This is a genomic window from Escherichia sp. E10V10, from assembly GCF_004211985.1.
Classification (GTDB): Bacteria; Pseudomonadota; Gammaproteobacteria; order Enterobacterales; family Enterobacteriaceae; genus Escherichia.
This window is the reverse complement of sequence record NZ_RHJO01000010.1, coordinates 129,521-148,027: the sequence shown is the minus strand read 5'-3', so window position 1 is coordinate 148,027 and position 18,507 is coordinate 129,521. Positions and strand designations below refer to the sequence as shown.

The following is an 18,507-nucleotide window of genomic DNA, read 5'->3' as shown; positions in this document are numbered from 1 at the left end:
TCATTTTCATTGAGGTCTTATCGTGAAAACTGCCCTGCTGCTGGAAAAACTGGAAGGTCAGCTCGCCACGCTGCGCCAGCGTTGTGCCCCGGTGGCGCAGTTCGCCACGCTAAGCGCCCGTTTTGACAGGCACCTTTTTCAGACCCGTGCAACAACGTTACAGGCGTACCTGAAAGAAGCGGGAGATAATTTGTCCGCGCTTCGCCATGCGGTTGAGCAACAGCAACTGCCGCAAGTCGCCTGGCTGGCAGAACATCTGGCGGCACAACTGGAAGCCATCGCGCGTGAAGCCGCAGCCTGGTCGCTACGCGAGTGGGATAGCGCACCACCCAAAATAGCCCGCTGGCAGCGTAAACGTATTCAGCATCAGGAGTTTGAACGACGGCTACGTGAAATGGTTGCCGAACGTAAAGCCCGTCTGGTGCGGGCGACCGATCTCGTGGAACAGCAGACGCTACATCGTGAAGTGGAAGCCTATGAAGCGCGCCTGGCGCGTTGCCGTCATGCGTTGGAAAAAATCGAAAACAGGTTAGCGCGTTTAACCCGCTAACAATGGAGAATGTATGTCACTGGAAAATGCCCCTGACGATGTCAAACTGGCCGTCGATTTAATTGTGCTACTGGAAGAAAATCAAATCCCTGCCAGTACCGTGCTGCGCGCGCTGGATATTGTAAAGCGTGATTATGAAAAGAAATTAACGCGCGATGATGAGGCGCAAAGTGATAAATAAATGGGGCCGCTAAATGTCCCCTAAGATTGCGGGCAAACGCAAAACTGCCTGATGCGCTACGCTTATCAGACCTACACCGCTCCTGCAATATATTGAATTTTCGCGGTTTCGTAGGCCGGATAAGGCGGTCACGCCGCATCCGGCATGAACAACGCGCACTTTGTCAGCAATCTCGGGGGCAACTAAATGCCGCCCCTTTCGTTATTATCCTACCGCTGGCGTCGGATCGTCACCTTTGTAGTCACGTTTCACTTCCGTCACTTCATCGCCCTTCTCGTTATGCAAATGCACTTCAAGCTGGTTAAAGGCAATGTTGATGTCGTTTTCACGACATAACTGATCGATAGTACGGTTCAGTTCATCGACGGTGCGGCTACGGTCGCGCAGTTCACGAACATACAAGCGCAGTTCGTGATCCAGCGTGCTGGCGCCAAATGCAGTAAAGAAGACTTCTGGCATTGGCTCGTGCATCACCCTTGGATGCTCAGTCGCTGCCTGGAGCAGAACTCTGCGGACTTTTTCCAGATCGGAACCATAGGCCACGCCCAGGCGGATCACCAGACGCGTGGTGGTGTCAGTCAATGACCAGTTGATCAGACGCTCGGTAACAAACGCTTTGTTCGGGATGATCACTTCTTTGCGATCGAAATCGGTAATCGTTGTCGCACGAATACGGATCTTACTGACCGTCCCAGAGTAGGTACCAATGGTTACCGTATCGCCAATGCGCACCGGACGTTCGAACAGGATGATCAAACCGGAGACGAAGTTACCGAAGATCTCCTGTAAGCCAAAACCAAGACCTACGGATAATGCTGCTGCCAGCCACTGGAGTTTATCCCACGAGACGCCCAGCGATCCGAACACCGTCATCGCACCAACGGCAATGATGATGTAGTTAAGGATAGTGGTGATGGCATACGATGCCCCCTGGCGCATGTTCAGGCGCGACAGCACCAGCACTTCCAGCAAACCAGGCAGGTTGCGAATCAACGCCCAGGCCACCATTGAGGCGATAATCGCAAACAACAGACTGCCCATGGTGACGTTTTTCACCACCGCAGCACCAGCTTCATTGCCGTTGTAATGCCAGAGCGTGATGCTGTCGAGATAGCTGAACACGGTGATCAAATCGGACCAAATTGCCCAGAACATGACACCGAACAGCGCAAACATCAGCAACATGGTAATACGCAGCGTCTGCTGGTTAACCTGCTCCAGCGCGATGGTGGGTTCTTCCGGCGGTTCGGCACCTTCAGCGCCCTCTTTCACCAGATTCTGCCGACGCGCCAGCGCACGACGCCAGGCGATACGTCGCGCCGCTACGCTTAAGCCGCGCAACACCGTCTGGTAGAGCAAGTTCCAGATGATCACCAGATAAACGGTTTCAATCCAACGCCCGGAGAGGCGCAGCGTGGTGTAGAAATAGCCCGTTGCAGTCAGCACCATCAGCGCAATCGGGATAATCGACAGCACAGTAATGGTGACCAGTCGCATGGTGTGCGACTCTTTATCACGCCAGCTTTCGCGGCACATCGGCCACACCAGGAAGGCAATCAGCAGCAGGTTGAAGAAAATCATCGCCTGCCCCAGCACATCATCCATCAGATGCAGCGGGGAGAGTTCTGCCACCACAGACCAGAAATGGATCGGCAGCAACGCGAGGCTGATGCGGACAATTTGCCGACGCCAGTGGCTGGTCTGCTGTTCCGGCATACCGAAGTGACGCACGGCAACACCGTTTTTCTCCAGCACTTTCCAGCACAGGCCAAACACCAGCCAGAAAATCGCCAGTTTTTTACAGAACGACCACAGCAGTTCGCTGATGTTGAGCTGCATGGTCAGCAAAATCAGGCCAACCGCGAGAATAATCAGGCACACCGGCAGCGCGCGGATCAGGTCAATAAGAATCGCTTTTGGCGTATTGAGCTGGCTATCGTTACGCAGGGAACCTACCGCCGAAGCCAGTTTTTGTTGATATGCTTTCAGCCAGCCTAAACGCCAGTGAATCAGCCCGGCAATCAACAGCAGCGGCAAACCGGCAAGGAAAGCGATAAATACGGCGGGCCAGGCTTTTTCCCAGTTCACCGTAATTTTCATCGATTTAAACTCATCTTTCAGGGTTTGCGGGAACGCTTTGATCCAGTCCCAGTCCATCGGACGGTTACTGTTCACCCAAAAAATTTGCTGAGTCAGGATGGATTTCAGGTTTTTCGATACGCTCATTAACTGCTGCTGGTTGATTTGCAGGTTAATGGCCATCATCAGCTGGTTACCCAACTGTTTGTTAAGCTGATCCAACAGTTCGCGACGCATATCAACCACTTGCAATAACGCATCGTGAACTTCGCTGTTGACTTCGTTGGCGTGACCTTCTTCCAGCTTGCTGACGAACGCATCGCTCTGGAACAGCGCGTCACGTTGCTGGTTGACTTCAAACTGTTCGAGACGCAAGTCCGCGATGCGGTTGGTCATATTTTCCAGTTCATCCGCCGAGGGCAGCGTTTGTTGTTGCTGATAAAGAATGCGTGAAAGCAGCAGACTGCCTTTCAGGACAGAAATCTGCTCTTTGATGTTACGTTCCGATTGCAGCGCCCGCTCCAGCCAGTTTTTGACTTTGATGTTTTGCTGCATCAGGACATTACCGTTTTCGGTAGCGGTAATCAGACGCTGGCTTAATTGCTGGTTTATTTCCAGCTCCTGCTTCACCAGCGGATTAGCCTGAATACGCGCAGCTTCATCCGGGGTAACGGCTTCCTGCGCCGTTTTTTCGGTTAATGTCAGGCGCTTGCTGTTCACCGCCTCCTGCAACAGTTGTAGCTGATGTTCAAGTCGCGTACTGTTCGCCGTCACGTAATCACGCTGCTTTTGCAGGGTGTCCTGTAAGACAGTGTTCCCTTCCAGGCTTTTACGCTGTTGGTCAATCTCGGCATTCAGCAAAGCCTGCTGTGCCTGCATCAACACTTTCTGGCTGGGACGTAAGGCGGCTTCGCCGACCTCGGTTCCATCCAGGCGGCTGCGAATTTGTTGCAATTGCTGCGAGGCGGTATACATCGCATTTTGCACGCGTTCAGGCTGCGTCTGTAACGAAACTAACTGGCTGTTATAAGAAGCCAGATCATTTTGTGCATTCTGCAAATCGTCCAACGCCTGGGAGACGCGTAACTCCAACTGACGCAACGATAGCGTACTCAGAATTTTGCGGGTTTCTTCGTCGTTATCCACATCGTTGAGCGCAGTTAACGCTGCGGTCGCCTGGCGCATTTTCTCTGGCGCTTCGGCAACTTTTTGCCGTAATTGCACCGTTTCGTCTTTTACGCGATCGATTTTCTCGAGGGTGGCTAATGTGTCAGTAATATCTTGCTGCACCAGCTTGTCCTGGGCAGAAAGATCTTTTTGTTTATTAAGTGAGTCAAGTTGTGCCTGCAGGTCTGCTTTCGTCGGTAGATCACCATTCGATGACGCCCGCGCAAACGCCGTGTTCTGGCATAACAAGACAAGAACAAAAGCAATAAATGCTGAAAAAACAAAATGCCGTGATCGTTTGTAATACTGGAACATAGTCATGATGAATGAAGGTTTCTGAACCTGAAGAACGACCTGAACTAGTCGGGTGGCTAGAATATCACGGTGTAGAGAACCAGAATAGCAACAGCGAAAATGTCCAGGATAAATCCTGGAGTCTGATTCAGGATTTTTCGTTGGCGGCGGGAGTACGAAGGGTCGGGCAAAGAAGATACATTTCCAACAAGATGGCTACGTAATCGCGGGCTTCTTTTTTTAGATCAAAAGATTGCGGTGCAAACAGCCAGTTTTCCATAAGGCCGGAAATATAACCGCGCATAATTATCGCCGCACGGCGCGTCATTAAATTGGTTGGCAATAATTTCTTTTCAATACAATGCCTTAACGTTTGCTCTATACGTTCATAACTTTCCAGACAGAGATTTCGTTGTGCCTGTTGGACAACCGCCATTTCTCCGACAAACTCGCATTTGTGGAAAATAATCTCCATCAATAATCGACGCCGTTCTTCTGTCACCGTCGATTCAAGCACATGAATTAGTATTTCTCTTAAAACTGAGAGTGGATCGTCAGGGAATTTTGCCTGATACTCAAGCTCTAGTTCACCAATATTGGACTCTGACAGCTCCCAGATCTCACTGAACAAATCCGACTTGTCTTTAAAATGCCAGTAGATTGCACCGCGCGTAACGCCTGCCGCTTTTGCAATCTCTCCCAGTGAGGTGGATGATACCCCCTGCTGTGAGAAAAGACGTAGCGCCACATCGAGGATGTGTTGACGCGTTTCTTGCGCTTCTTGTTTGGTTTTTCGTGCCATATGTTAGTGAATTTACAGGCGTTAGATTTACATACATTTATGAATGTATGTACCATAGCACGACGATAATATAAACGCAGCAATGGGTTTATCGACTTTTGACCATTGACCAATTTGAAATCGGACACTCGAGGTTTACATATGAACAAAAACAGAGGGTTTACGCCTCTGGCGATCGTTCTGATGCTCTCAGGCAGCTTAGCGCTTACAGGATGTGACGACAAACAGGCCCAACAAGGTGGCCAGCAGATGCCCGCCGTTGGGGTAGTAACAGTCAAAACTGAACCTCTGCAGATCACAACCGAGCTTCCGGGCCGCACCAGTGCTTACCGGATCGCAGAAGTTCGTCCTCAAGTTAGCGGGATTATCCTGAAGCGTAATTTCAAAGAGGGTAGCGACATCGAAGCAGGCGTCTCTCTTTATCAGATTGATCCTGCTACCTACCAGGCGGCGTACGACAGTGCAAAAGGCGATCTGGCGAAAGCGCAGGCGGCAGCCAATATCGCGCAACTGACTGTTAATCGTTACCAGAAACTGCTGGGTACTCAGTACATCAGTAAGCAAGAGTACGATCAGGCGCTGGCTGATGCGCAACAGGCAAATGCTGCTGTCACTGCGGCAAAAGCGGCTGTTGAAACCGCGCGGATCAATCTGGCTTACACCAAAGTCACCTCTCCGATTACTGGCCGTATTGGTAAATCGAACGTGACGGAAGGCGCCCTGGTGCAAAACGGTCAGGCGACTGCGCTGGCAACCGTGCAGCAACTTGATCCTATCTATGTGGATGTTACCCAGTCCAGCAACGACTTCCTGCGTCTGAAACAGGAACTGGCAAATGGCACGCTGAAGCAAGAGAACGGCAAGGCCAAAGTCTCGCTGATCACCAGCGACGGCATTAAGTTCCCGCAGGACGGTACGCTGGAGTTCTCTGACGTGACTGTCGATCAGACCACCGGTTCTATCACTTTACGCGCTATCTTCCCGAACCCGGATCACACTCTGCTGCCGGGCATGTTCGTACGCGCTCGTCTGGAAGAAGGGCTTAATCCTAACGCCATTTTAGTTCCGCAACAGGGTGTAACTCGTACACCACGCGGTGAGGCTACCGTTCTGGTGGTTGGCGCAGATGACAAAGTGGAAACCCGCCCAATCGTCGCAAGCCAGGCTATTGGTGATAAGTGGCTGGTGACAGAAGGTCTGAAAGCAGGCGACCGCGTAGTAATAAGTGGGCTGCAGAAAGTGCGTCCTGGTGTCCAGGTAAAAGCACAAGAAGTTACCGCTGATAATAACCAGCAAGCCGCAAGCGGTGCTCAGCCTGAACAGTCCAAGTCTTAACTTAAACAGGAGCCGTTAAGACATGCCTAATTTCTTTATCGATCGCCCGATTTTTGCGTGGGTGATCGCCATCATTATCATGTTGGCAGGGGGGCTGGCGATCCTCAAACTGCCGGTGGCGCAATATCCTACGATTGCACCGCCGGCGGTCACGATCTCCGCCTCCTACCCCGGCGCTGATGCGAAAACAGTGCAGGACACGGTGACACAGGTTATCGAACAGAATATGAACGGTATCGATAACCTGATGTATATGTCCTCTAACAGTGACTCCACAGGTACTGTGCAGATCACCCTGACCTTTGAGTCTGGTACTGATGCGGATATCGCGCAGGTTCAGGTGCAGAACAAACTGCAGCTGGCGATGCCGTTGCTGCCGCAAGAAGTACAGCAGCAAGGGGTGAGCGTTGAGAAATCTTCCAGTAGCTTCCTGATGGTTGTCGGCGTTATCAACACTGACGGCACCATGACGCAGGAAGATATCTCTGACTACGTAGCGGCAAATATGAAAGATGCCATTAGCCGTACGTCGGGCGTTGGTGACGTTCAGCTGTTCGGTTCACAGTACGCGATGCGTATCTGGATGAACCCGAATGAGTTGAACAAATACCAGCTAACGCCGGTTGATGTCATTACCGCTATCAAAGCACAGAACGCCCAGGTCGCAGCCGGTCAGCTCGGCGGTACACCGCCGGTGAAAGGCCAGCAGCTTAACGCCTCTATTATTGCTCAGACGCGTCTGACCTCTACTGAAGAGTTCGGCAAAATTCTGCTGAAAGTGAATCAGGATGGTTCCCGCGTGCTGCTGCGTGATGTGGCGAAGATTGAGCTGGGTGGTGAGAACTACGACATCATCGCGGAATTTAACGGACAACCGGCTTCGGGTCTGGGTATCAAGCTGGCAACCGGTGCGAACGCGCTGGAAACTGCTGCGGCAATCCGTGCTGAACTGGCGAAGATGGAGCCATTCTTCCCGTCAGGTCTGAAAATCGTTTATCCGTACGACACGACGCCGTTCGTGAAAATCTCTATTCACGAAGTGGTTAAAACCCTGGTCGAAGCGATCATCCTCGTGTTCCTGGTTATGTATCTGTTCCTGCAGAACTTCCGCGCGACGTTGATTCCGACCATTGCCGTACCGGTGGTATTGCTGGGGACCTTTGCCGTCCTTGCCGCCTTTGGCTTCTCGATAAACACGCTAACGATGTTCGGGATGGTGCTCGCCATCGGCCTGTTGGTGGATGACGCCATCGTCGTAGTAGAAAACGTTGAGCGAGTGATGGCGGAAGAAGGTCTGCCGCCGAAAGAAGCCACACGTAAGTCGATGGGGCAGATTCAGGGCGCACTGGTGGGTATCGCGATGGTGCTGTCGGCGGTATTTATCCCGATGGCCTTCTTCGGCGGCTCTACTGGTGCAATCTATCGTCAGTTCTCCATTACCATTGTTTCGGCAATGGCGCTGTCAGTGCTGGTGGCGTTGATCCTGACTCCGGCACTTTGTGCCACTATGCTGAAACCTATCGCTAAAGGCGATCACGGCGAAGGCAAAAAAGGCTTCTTCGGCTGGTTTAACCGCATGTTCGAGAAGAGCACGCACCACTACACCGACAGCGTAGGCGGCATTCTGCGCAGTACGGGGCGTTATCTGGTGCTGTATCTGATCATTGTGGTCGGCATGGCTTATCTGTTTGTACGTCTGCCTAGTTCCTTCTTGCCAGATGAAGACCAGGGTGTATTTATGACCATGGTCCAACTGCCAGCGGGTGCGACGCAGGAACGTACGCAGAAAGTGCTCAATGAGGTGACGGATTACTATCTGACCAAAGAGAAGAACAACGTTGAGTCGGTATTCGCCGTTAACGGCTTCGGCTTTGCGGGACGTGGTCAGAACACCGGTATTGCGTTCGTTTCGTTGAAGGACTGGGCTGACCGTCCGGGTGATGAAAACAAAGTTGAAGCGATTACCATGCGTGCGACGCGCGCCTTCTCGCAAATTAAAGATGCGATGGTCTTCGCCTTTAACCTGCCTGCGATTGTGGAACTGGGTACGGCAACCGGCTTCGACTTTGAGCTGATTGACCAGGCTGGCCTCGGTCACGAAAAACTGACTCAAGCGCGTAACCAGCTGCTGGGCGAAGCGGCGAAACATCCGGATCTGTTGACCAGCGTGCGTCCGAACGGTCTGGAAGATACTCCGCAGTTCAAGATTGATATCGACCAGGAGAAAGCTCAGGCTCTGGGTGTTTCTATTAACGATATTAACACTACCCTGGGCGCTGCATGGGGCGGCAGCTACGTGAACGACTTTATCGACCGCGGTCGTGTGAAGAAAGTTTACGTCATGTCAGAAGCAAAATACCGCATGCTGCCGGAAGATATCGGTAACTGGTATGTGCGTGCTGCTGATGGCCAGATGGTGCCGTTCTCGGCATTCTCCTCTTCGCGTTGGGAGTACGGTTCGCCGCGTCTGGAACGTTACAACGGCCTGCCATCCATGGAGATCTTAGGCCAGGCGGCACCAGGTAAGAGTACCGGTGAAGCAATGGCGCTGATGGAACAACTGGCGAGCAAACTGCCTACCGGTGTTGGCTACGACTGGACGGGGATGTCCTATCAGGAACGTCTCTCCGGCAACCAGGCGCCGTCGCTGTATGCGATTTCGTTGATTGTCGTGTTCCTGTGTCTGGCGGCATTGTACGAGAGCTGGTCGATTCCGTTCTCCGTTATGCTGGTCGTTCCGCTGGGGGTTATCGGTGCGTTGCTGGCAGCCACCTTCCGCGGCCTGACCAACGACGTTTACTTCCAGGTGGGCCTGCTCACAACCATTGGGTTGTCGGCGAAGAACGCGATACTTATCGTCGAATTCGCCAAAGACTTGATGGATAAAGAAGGTAAAGGTCTGATTGAAGCAACTCTGGATGCGGTGCGGATGCGTTTACGCCCAATCCTGATGACTTCACTGGCATTTATTCTCGGTGTTATGCCGCTGGTTATCAGCACTGGTGCTGGTTCCGGCTCGCAGAACGCAGTAGGTACTGGTGTAATGGGCGGGATGGTGACCGCAACGGTACTGGCGATCTTCTTCGTTCCGGTGTTCTTCGTGGTGGTTCGCCGCCGCTTTAGCCGCAAAAATGAAGATATCGAACATAACCATACAGTCGATCATCACTGATTAACATCGTAATCACTAAGGCCGCGCAAGCGGCCTTTTTTATACGCGTAATCTTAATGTTGAAATGTTTATAGTTAATGATTTCAAACGTAAGTTAGTTTTAACGCCGCATAAAATTCATAAAAAATACTTATTGTTAGTTAATTTATATTAAGTCGTACTGATGGATTTAATAACCCCCAGGCATCTAGAGGCTATTCTTAATTATTTGCGGCAATTCTTTATTTGTTCATGTCAATTACATCATAATCAGAGTAATCCTGGGTATTAGTGTGACAAATCGTCAGACCCTTTTATCACTCTCAAACATCCTGATTACATTATGTTATGAATAGCATCAGACAAAGTGCTTTAGCCATTACGTCGTCGGCGCTGGAATGAGGAAGAGGGTCTTTTCCCTCCCCTCCTCCTAATTGTAATTTTTCGTAATAATACGATGAAAACCGCCAAAGAGTAGCTTATAGTTAATCTAACAAGTGAGAGTGCAAGGCCAGGTCTGTAAGTTTTCCATCCCAAAAGGTGTCCGTTAGTTCAACCGCTAAGAAGGGGGACGCGTTATGGATGAATACTCACCAAAAAGACATGATATCGCGCAGCTTAAATTTCTCTGCGAAACCTTGTATCATGACTGTCTTGCAAATCTTGAAGAAAGTAACCATGGTTGGGTTAACGACCCTACCTCGGCCATCAATCTGCAGCTTAATGAACTCATTGAGCATATAGCAACCTTCGCACTTAATTACAAAATTAAGTATAATGAAGACAATAAGCTCATTGAGCAGATAGATGAATATCTGGACGACACCTTTATGTTGTTCAGTAGTTATGGTATTAATATGCAGGATCTCCAGAAATGGCGGAAGTCAGGTAACCGACTGTTCCGTTGTTTTGTGAATGCCACTAAAGAGAATCCTGCGAGTTTATCTTGTTAGAATTATTACAACCATGGGTAGAAGTATGTCCGATAAACCTTTAACGAAAACCGATTATTTGATGCGTCTGCGTCGTTGCCAGACAATTGACACGCTTGAGCGTGTTATCGAGAAAAATAAATACGAATTATCAGATAATGAACTGGCGGTATTTTACTCAGCCGCAGATCACCGCCTCGCAGAATTGACCATGAATAAACTGTACGACAAGATCCCCTCCTCTGTATGGAAATTTATTCGGTAATTAAATAGCAGACATTCGAAGATGTAACCGACTGTTTATTAACATTATTATATTATTCGCAATGAAAGCATACTGCATGTGACATTCATCACACTCGGGAAACGGGAACGTTCTCTTAACTGACTTTTCGCATTACCGTGTTGCCGCATTTTCAGCAACGGGAGGTCAGTAATGAGCACAGAAAAAGAAAAAATGATTGCTGGTGAGTTGTATCGCTCGGCAGATGAGGAGTTATCTCGCGATCGCCTGCGCGCTCGTCAGCTTATTCACCAATACAATCACTCCGCACCGGAAGAACAAACATTACGCCAGAAAATTCTCACCGATTTATTCGGTCAGGTAGCAGATGCTTATATTGAACCCTCTTTTCGCTGCGACTATGGCTATAACATTTTTTTGGGCAAAGGATTTTACGCCAACTTCGATTGCGTGATGCTCGATGTCTGCCCAATTCGTATCGGTGATAATTGCATGTTGGCACCAGGTGTTCACATTTATACCGCAACGCACCCTGTTGACCCAGTAGCCCGTAATAGTGGCGCTGAACTGGGGAAACCTGTGACTATCGGTAATAACGTCTGGATTGGCGGACGTGCTGTCATCAACCCTGGTGTAACCATTGGCGATAACGTCGTGGTGGCCTCTGGCGCCGTCGTCACAAAAGATGTTCCGGCTAACGTTGTCGTGGGCGGTAACCCGGCCACTGTCATTAAAAAACTGTAACCATAGTTGCAACTGTTATGCAAAATTGTGGTTAATCTGTTACTTTCATCATATGATTCCCACGTTAAAATAAGGTGTTCCCTGAAAAGTTGCAGATACCACAAAGGCAAAAGATGACTGAAATACAACGCCTGCTGACCGAAACAATTGATGCACTAAATGCACACGAAAAACGCGATAATAAACCTCGCTTTAGTATCAGTTTTATCCGTAAACATCCGGGGCTGTTTATCGGTATGTATGTCGCTTTTTTTGCCACTCTGGCTGTGATGTTACAGTCTGAAACGCTGGTTGGTTCAGTCTGGCTCCTGGTGGTATTGTTCATCCTGCTTAACGGTTTCTTCTTTTTTGACGTTTATCCGCGTTACCATTACGAAGATATCGACGTTCTGGATTTCCGGGTTTGCTACAACGGCGAATGGTACAATACACGCTTTGTTCCAACTGCATTGGTCGACGCTATTCTGAACTCGCCGCGTGTCGCGAACATCCACAAAGAACAGTTGCAGAAAATGATCGCTCGTAAAGGTGAGTTGTCCTTTTACGATATTTTCACTCTCACCCGCACCGAAGCGACACCATAAGTTGTATCGCCCTCACCAGGCGTAAACATCCGCGCCTGGTGAATTGACAACAATCGTTGCCACAACGCATTTAACGAAACTCCCCCGCATCACTTATCTTTTGCATGCCCTTATTCGCTATCGGATATACTTTCCCTACACTGCGTAAATAAGGACATGCTGGTGAGAACACGACATCTGGTCAGCCTAATTTCAGGAGTACTGATCCTTTCCGTACTTCTGCCAGTGGGCTTAAGCATCTGGCTGGCTCATCAACAGGTAGAAACGTCATTTGTTGAGGAGCTACATACCTACTCATCCCGCGTCGCTATTCGCGCCAACAAAGTGGCGTCGCAAGGGAAAGATGCACTACAAAAACTGGAAAAATGGCAAGGCGCAGCCTGTAGCGAGGCTCATCTAATGGAAATGCGCCGGGTATCTTATAGTTATCGCTATATTCAGGAAGTAGTCTATGTCGATAACAACGTTCCTCAGTGCTCTTCTCTGGAACATGAAAGTCCGCCAGATACCTTCCCCGAGCCAGGTAAAATATCGAACGATGGTTATCGGGTATGGTTAACCTCGCACAACGATTTAGGTATTACCCGCTACATGGTCGCTATGGGAACTGCACATTACATAGTGATGATTGACCCCGCCTCATTTATAGATGTGATTCCTTATAGCTCGTGGCAAATTGATGCCGCGATTATTGGCAATGTGCATAACATTATTATTACCAGCAGTGACGAAATAGCCCAGGGAATTATTACCCAGCTGCAAAAAACACCAGGTGAACACATCGAAAAGAATGGAATCATTTACGATATCCTGCCTCTCCCCGAGATGAACATTTCCATAATCACCTGGGCTTCGACAAAAACGTTACAAAAAGGTTGGTATCGGCAGGTCTTTATCTGGTTGCCTGTCGGATTGTTAATTGGCCTACTGGCGGCAATGTTCGTCCTGCGGATTTTACGCCGTATCCAGTCACCGCATCATCGCCTGCAAGATGCTATCGAAAACCGCGATATTTGCGTGCACTATCAGCCTATTATCTCCTTATCGAATGGAAAGATTGTCGGAGCCGAAGCGCTGGCGCGCTGGCCGCAGACAGACGGTAGCTGGTTGTCACCGGATAGTTTTATCCCGCTGGCGCAACAAACGGGCCTGTCAGAATCTCTGACTCTGCTTATTATCAAAACGGTCTTTGAAGATATGGGCGACTGGCTGCGTCAGCATCCGCAGCAACATATTTCGATCAATCTTGAATCCACCGTGCTCACCTCGGAAAAAATCCCGCAATTGCTGCGTGAAATGATCAATCACTACCAGGTCAATCCCAGACAGATCGCTCTTGAACTCACTGAACGCGAGTTTGCCGATCCAAAAATCAGCGCCCCGGTAATCTCCCGATATCGACAGGTTGGTCATGAAATTTATCTTGATGATTTTGGTACCGGTTATTCGAGCTTAAGTTATTTGCAGGATCTGGATGTCGATATTCTGAAGATCGATAAATCCTTCGTTGATGCGCTGGAATATAAAAATGTCACACCGCATATCATCGAAATGGCAAAAACACTGAAACTTAAAATGGTGGCGGAAGGGATCGAAACCAGCAAACAGGAAGAGTGGCTACGCCAGCATGGCGTACATTACGGCCAAGGGTGGTTGTACAGCAAAGCATTACCGAAAGAAGAGTTTTTACGCTGGGCAGAACACCATCTGTGAATTTTGGGGCTGGCGGCACGCCGCACAGCCCGTCACGCTACTCGTCGATGATTGACTCGAACCCACCGTAGATCATTCGTTTACCATCAAACGGCATGGACTCGCCGAACTCTTTCATCCGTGGGTCCGACATCATCTTCTGATTGGCAGCGTCGCGGACCTCTTTTGAAGGGTATTCAATCCAGCTAAAAACCACTTCCTCATTCTCTTCCGCTTTGACCGCCATACGAAAATCGGTCACTTTGCCATTCGGTACATCGCTGGCCCAGCATTCAACAATGCGCAGGGCACCAAACTCTTTAAACAGCGGCGCGGCCTTTGCGGCCATTTCACGATAGGCATCCTTTTTGTCGGCAGGAACGGCAACCACAAAACCATCAACATACTTCATCAGACATACCTCCGAAGCGTACTGCGCAGCCAGAAAATTCTTGCGGCATCAGTCGTGATTAAAGTTTAGCCATATTGGGATTTTTTGACGAAACGGTGGGGAGGCAGAAATGGGTGGGGGCCCTGCCAGCTACATCCCGGCACACGCGTCATCTGCCTTGGCTGCTTCCTTCCGGACCTGACCTGGTAAACAGAGTAGCGTTGCGGGAGAACCAACAGAGCCCCCATTGAGAGCGTTGAGAACCAACGCGCAGGCGCATTATCACTGCTGCCCCGGCTAATTGCAACCCATTGCGTGCCAGATGCTGGTTTCTTGCGCAATGCGGCTTCACTCGGACGTTTTTCCAGATTATGCTGAAAAATTACCTCAGGAAGGAAAGATGGAAAAAGAAGATTCATTTCCCCAACGCGTGTGGCAAATCGTAGCCGCTATTCCCGAAGGGTATGTCACGACTTACGGCGATGTCGCGAAACTGGCAGGATCGCCCCGTGCCGCGCGCCAGGTGGGCGGTGTGTTAAAGCGCCTGCCCGAAGGCAGCACTTTGCCCTGGCATCGGGTGGTTAACCGCCACGGCACAATCTCATTAACCGGACCAGATTTACAGCGTCAGCGGCAGGCATTACTGGCAGAAGGCGTGATGGTATCGGGAAACGGACAAATCGACTTGCAGCGTTATCGCTGGAACTACTAACCCTCTCCAGGCGGAGAGGGTTAACTTCGCTTAATATTGCGTTGGAGCTGGAACTGCCGAAGACGGATTCACCTGAGTTGGTGAAGTCGAAGGTACGGTGGTCATTGCGCCACCGCTGGCCTGAACCGGCACGGCAGTTTGCTGTACCGGCACCAATGTCAGGTCGGCTTTAGTTCCGCCCTGGTTGATCACCGGCTGAACGGTATCGGTAATAAACACCAATTTGTCATTTACGGTAATCGCCGCACTTAACAGAATACGCGCGTTCGGCTGAACGTCTGCCGGGTTAAATGGCAAAACAAAGCTGAATGGCGACTGTTTACCTTCGGTACGCACCGCTTTTTGCGCCAGTACTTTAGACGGCGCATCGGCTAACGACGCGTCAGAAAGTGTCACGGTCAGCACAGCATCGGGAGGCAGTGCGACTTTCTGACGGATCCAGACCGTACCGGAGACATTAGGTTGCTGTATAGCAGGTTGTTGTGTCGCCGCAATAGAGGTATTTGCAGCAGGTGCTGGCGTCTGGATATCCGCGCTTTTATCAGCGCAAGCCGCCAACGCAATCGCAACCGCTAAACCACTGGCCATGTGCACGAGTTTCATTCACTTCTCCTTATTATCAATGCACCAGCGGGCTAACTTTCCTCGCCGGAAGAGTGGTTAACAAAATCGTAACGTCAATAAGTGTGGCACAAATCACGTATTTACGCCTGCATTTAGCCCGTAATTCAGACCATTGCACCCATCGGACCAGTGACAAAATTGCGTTATACTCAACTCACTTTGGCTTGCTGCGGCAGCTTTGTTACTGGAGAGTTAATATGAGTCAGGCCTTAAAAAATTTACTGACATTGTTGAATCTGGAAAAAATTGAGGAAGGACTCTTTCGCGGCCAGAGTGAAGATTTAGGTTTACGCCAGGTGTTTGGCGGCCAGGTCGTGGGTCAGGCCCTGTATGCCGCAAAGGAGACAGTACCCGAAGAGCGTCTGGTGCATTCATTCCACAGCTACTTTCTTCGCCCTGGTGATAGCAAGAAGCCGATTATTTATGATGTCGAAACACTGCGCGACGGCAACAGTTTCAGTGCTCGCCGTGTGGCAGCGATTCAGAACGGCAAACCGATTTTTTATATGACAGCGTCTTTCCAGGCGCCAGAAGTTGGATTCGAACACCAAAAAGAGATGCCTCTGGCCCCAGCGCCTGATGGTTTGCCCTCGGAAACACAGATCGCCCAGTCGCTGGCGCACCTGCTGCCGCCAGTGCTGAAAGATAAATTCATCTGCGATCGTCCGCTGGAAGTGCGTCCGGTGGAATTTCATAACCCACTGAAAGGTCACGTCGCCGCGCCGCATCGTCAGGTATGGATCCGCGCAAATGGTAGCGTACCGGATGATCTGCGCGTTCATCAGTATCTGCTGGGGTACGCTTCTGATCTTAACTTCCTGCCGGTAGCTCTACAGCCGCACGGCATCGGTTTTCTCGAACCGGGGATTCAGATAGCCACCATTGACCATTCCATGTGGTTCCATCGACCATTTAATTTAAACGAATGGCTGCTGTATAGCGTGGAGAGCACGTCAGCGTCCAGCGCACGCGGCTTTGTGCGCGGTGAGTTTTATACCCAGGACGGCGTGCTGGTTGCCTCGACCGTTCAGGAAGGGGTAATGCGTAATCACAATTAAAAAAACAGCCGGAGGTGAAAACCGTCCGGCTGCCAGATAGTTGGTAACGTACTTTTGTTGATGCCGGATGCGGCGTAAACGCCTTATCCGGTCAACAAATTATCGTAAATTCAACAAATTGTGATTTTTATTGTAGGCCTGATAAGCGCAGCGCATCAGGCGAAATTGCATTTGATTGCTTGTTACGCGTTATAGGCATTTTCGCCGTGGCTGTTGACGTCCAGCCCTTCTCGCTCCTGTTCTTCCGGCACACGCAGGCCAACCGTCAGATCCGCCAGTTTGTAGCCGATAAATGCCACCACACCGGACCAGACGATCGTAATGGCGATGCTTTCCAGCTGTACCAGCAACTGATGCCCCATCGTCACACCTTCAGCGAAGCCCACGCCGCCCAGCGAGCTGGCGGCAAAAATCCCGGTCATGATACAGCCGACAATGCCACAAACGCCGTGCACACCGAAGACATCGCAGGGATCATCCACCCGCAGCAAGCGTTTGAGCATGGTAACGCCCCACAAGCCCGCCAGACCAGCTACCACGCCGATAATCAACGCACCGCCAACCCCAATGTAGCCACAGGCTGGCGTCACGCCGACCAGACCGGCAATCGCGCCAGAACACGCCCCCAGCAGTGAAGGCTTACCACGCAGCGCCCATTCACCGAAGATCCAGCCAAGAATTGCCGCCGCCGTTGCCACCACAGTATTCACAAATGCCAGTGCTGCGATTTCATTCGCCGTACCCGCTGACCCGGCGTTAAAGCCAAACCAACCGATATAGAGAATGGCAGTTCCGGTGAAGACCATCGGCAGATTGTGCGGTTTAAACGCCTCTTTGCCAAAGCCCACGCGTTTACCTATCAGATACGCGCCCACCAGACCGGCGATTGCGGCGTTAATGTGCACCACCGTGCCACCCGCGAAATCCAGCGCACCATGAGAAGCCAGCAAACCACCGCCCCAGACCATATGCGCAATCGGAATGTAAGAGAGCGTCAGCCATACCACCACGAAAATCAGCACTGCTGAGAAGCGGATCCGTTCCGCCAGCGCCCCGACTATCAAGCCGACGGTAATGCAGGCAAACGATCCCTGAAACGCCACGTGGATATACTGATAAATGCTGCCCATCACCGCCGTCAGTTCGATGTTTTTCAGCATCAACCAGTTGATGTTGCCAAAGAAGTTGTTGCCCTCACCAAACGCCAGCGAGTAACCGTAAACCACCCAGAGAATACAGACCAGTGCAAACGTCACGGTCACCTGCGTTAGCATCGACAGCACGTTTTTGCCGCGAATCAACCCGCCGTAGAACAGGGCAATCCCCGGAACAGTCATAAACAGCACCAGCGCAGTACAAATCATCATAAACGCATTGTCGGCTTTATCGGCCACCGCAGGTGCAGCCATGACCAGTCCCGGCAGCATCGCCAGTGAAGCAAGCCCAGTTTTTATCGTCGCTATCTTCATTTTTCGTTCCTGTTGCTGTGTGCCAGAGATTACAGCGCCGCTTCGTCGGCTTCGCCGGTACGAATACGAATGACGCGTTGCAATTCAGCGACGAAGATTTTGCCATCGCCAATTTTTCCGGTGTAAGCCGCCTTACTGACGATATCGATCACTTCATCGAGTTGGTCATCAGCAATCGCCACATCAATTTTTACTTTTGGCAGGAAGTTGACACTGTATTCCGCCCCACGGTACAGCTCGGCATGCCCTTTCTGACGCCCGAAACCTTTCACTTCGGTGACGGTCAGGCCCTGAATACCAATGGAAGATAACGCTTCACGAACGTCTTCCAGCTTGAATGGTTTGATTATCACGGTCACCAGCTTCATAGATCCCCTCCGGTCAGAATTCGGTAATGGTTCTGCTACACGAAGAAGGTATTGCAAGCGGTGTGCCAGAAATGAAAAACGAGAAAGAGAGCAGGAAGTTGAGAAGATTGAAAATAAAAACGCACTATGA

17 protein-coding genes, 1 other RNA gene and 1 pseudogene are annotated in these 18,507 nt (G+C 50.6%); 11 read left to right on the top strand and 8 right to left on the bottom strand.

Features of this window, described 5'->3' with window-relative positions; translation table 11 throughout:
- The first annotated feature begins 22 nt into the window (after positions 1-22).
- Positions 23-550 (top strand): primosomal replication protein N'', encoded by a 528-nt coding sequence (gene priC / locus D9736_RS14195; protein WP_130223195.1) that lies wholly within the window; start codon positions 23-25, stop codon positions 548-550.
- A gap of 13 nt (positions 551-563) precedes the next feature.
- Positions 564-731 carry a pleiotropic regulatory protein RsmS gene (rsmS, locus tag D9736_RS14190; RefSeq protein ID WP_130206299.1) on the top strand — a complete coding sequence of 56 codons (168 nt, stop codon included), beginning with the start codon at positions 564-566 and terminating at the stop codon, positions 729-731.
- A gap of 45 nt (positions 732-776) precedes the next feature.
- Here the strand turns inward: rsmS and D9736_RS23760 are convergent.
- The 3 genes and pseudogenes from D9736_RS23760 to acrR form a co-directional block, all read right to left on the bottom strand.
- A pseudogene (locus tag D9736_RS23760) lies at positions 777-875 on the bottom strand (hypothetical protein); the annotation flags it as partial.
- Positions 876-935: 60 nt separating this feature from the next.
- Positions 936-4,298, bottom strand: a complete 3,363-nt coding sequence (gene mscK / locus D9736_RS14185; protein WP_130258553.1) for a mechanosensitive channel MscK — start codon at positions 4,296-4,298, stop codon at positions 936-938.
- A 121-nt stretch (positions 4,299-4,419) separates the two neighbouring features.
- The gene (gene acrR / locus D9736_RS14180; RefSeq protein WP_130206295.1) at positions 4,420-5,073 is read right to left on the bottom strand and encodes a multidrug efflux transporter transcriptional repressor AcrR; all 654 of its coding nucleotides are present in this window, start codon (positions 5,071-5,073) and stop codon (positions 4,420-4,422) included.
- A 141-nt stretch (positions 5,074-5,214) separates the two neighbouring features.
- Between acrR and acrA the strand changes: the two genes are divergently transcribed.
- The 7 genes from acrA to D9736_RS14145 all read left to right on the top strand — a co-directional run bounded on the left by acrA (position 5,215) and on the right by D9736_RS14145 (position 13,776).
- Positions 5,215-6,408, top strand: a complete 1,194-nt coding sequence (gene acrA, locus D9736_RS14175) for a multidrug efflux RND transporter periplasmic adaptor subunit AcrA (protein WP_130215483.1) — start codon at positions 5,215-5,217, stop codon at positions 6,406-6,408.
- Between the two features lie 22 nt (positions 6,409-6,430).
- The gene (gene acrB / locus D9736_RS14170) at positions 6,431-9,580 is read left to right on the top strand and encodes an efflux RND transporter permease AcrB (RefSeq protein ID WP_130258552.1); all 3,150 of its coding nucleotides are present in this window, start codon (positions 6,431-6,433) and stop codon (positions 9,578-9,580) included.
- 557 nt (positions 9,581-10,137) lie between these two features.
- A complete protein-coding gene (gene tomB, locus D9736_RS14165; RefSeq protein WP_000344800.1) occupies positions 10,138-10,512 on the top strand; it encodes an Hha toxicity modulator TomB in 375 nt (124 codons plus the stop codon).
- Positions 10,513-10,537: 25 nt separating this feature from the next.
- The gene (locus D9736_RS14160; protein ID WP_001280991.1) at positions 10,538-10,756 is read left to right on the top strand and encodes an HHA domain-containing protein; all 219 of its coding nucleotides are present in this window, start codon (positions 10,538-10,540) and stop codon (positions 10,754-10,756) included.
- 171 nt (positions 10,757-10,927) lie between these two features.
- Positions 10,928-11,479, top strand: a complete 552-nt coding sequence (gene maa / locus D9736_RS14155; RefSeq protein ID WP_130206289.1) for a maltose O-acetyltransferase — start codon at positions 10,928-10,930, stop codon at positions 11,477-11,479.
- Positions 11,480-11,592: 113 nt separating this feature from the next.
- Positions 11,593-12,063 (top strand): YlaC family protein, encoded by a 471-nt coding sequence (locus D9736_RS14150; protein ID WP_130258551.1) that lies wholly within the window; start codon positions 11,593-11,595, stop codon positions 12,061-12,063.
- Positions 12,064-12,225: 162 nt separating this feature from the next.
- Positions 12,226-13,776: an EAL domain-containing protein gene (locus tag D9736_RS14145; RefSeq protein ID WP_130258550.1), complete on the top strand. Its 1,551-nt coding sequence runs from the start codon at positions 12,226-12,228 to the stop codon at positions 13,774-13,776.
- A 37-nt stretch (positions 13,777-13,813) separates the two neighbouring features.
- Here D9736_RS14145 and D9736_RS14140 read toward each other — a convergent pair whose 3' ends face one another.
- Positions 13,814-14,167 (bottom strand): DUF1428 domain-containing protein, encoded by a 354-nt coding sequence (locus tag D9736_RS14140; RefSeq protein ID WP_064529090.1) that lies wholly within the window; start codon positions 14,165-14,167, stop codon positions 13,814-13,816.
- 120 nt (positions 14,168-14,287) lie between these two features.
- Positions 14,288-14,384: signal recognition particle sRNA small type (ffs, locus tag D9736_RS14135), an RNA gene on the bottom strand.
- Positions 14,385-14,546: 162 nt separating this feature from the next.
- Between ffs and D9736_RS14130 the strand changes: the two genes are divergently transcribed.
- Positions 14,547-14,858, top strand: coding sequence for an MGMT family protein (locus D9736_RS14130; RefSeq protein ID WP_130215477.1), 312 nt, complete (start codon positions 14,547-14,549; stop codon positions 14,856-14,858).
- A 30-nt stretch (positions 14,859-14,888) separates the two neighbouring features.
- On the opposite strand, the gene D9736_RS14125 is transcribed toward D9736_RS14130, so the two are convergent.
- Complete coding sequence (locus D9736_RS14125) at positions 14,889-15,461, bottom strand: YbaY family lipoprotein (RefSeq protein ID WP_130258548.1); 573 nt, start codon at positions 15,459-15,461, stop codon at positions 14,889-14,891.
- Positions 15,462-15,679: 218 nt separating this feature from the next.
- Between D9736_RS14125 and tesB the strand changes: the two genes are divergently transcribed.
- Complete coding sequence (gene tesB, locus D9736_RS14120; RefSeq protein ID WP_130215473.1) at positions 15,680-16,540, top strand: acyl-CoA thioesterase II; 861 nt, start codon at positions 15,680-15,682, stop codon at positions 16,538-16,540.
- Between the two features lie 182 nt (positions 16,541-16,722).
- Here tesB and amtB read toward each other — a convergent pair whose 3' ends face one another.
- Together amtB and glnK are read right to left on the bottom strand one after the other, a co-directional pair.
- On the bottom strand, positions 16,723-18,009 hold the full coding sequence (gene amtB / locus D9736_RS14115) for an ammonium transporter AmtB (RefSeq protein WP_130215471.1): 1,287 nt from the start codon (positions 18,007-18,009) through the stop codon (positions 16,723-16,725).
- Positions 18,010-18,038: 29 nt separating this feature from the next.
- The gene (gene glnK / locus D9736_RS14110) at positions 18,039-18,377 is read right to left on the bottom strand and encodes a P-II family nitrogen regulator (protein ID WP_000780338.1); all 339 of its coding nucleotides are present in this window, start codon (positions 18,375-18,377) and stop codon (positions 18,039-18,041) included.
- Positions 18,378-18,507 lie beyond the last annotated feature (130 nt).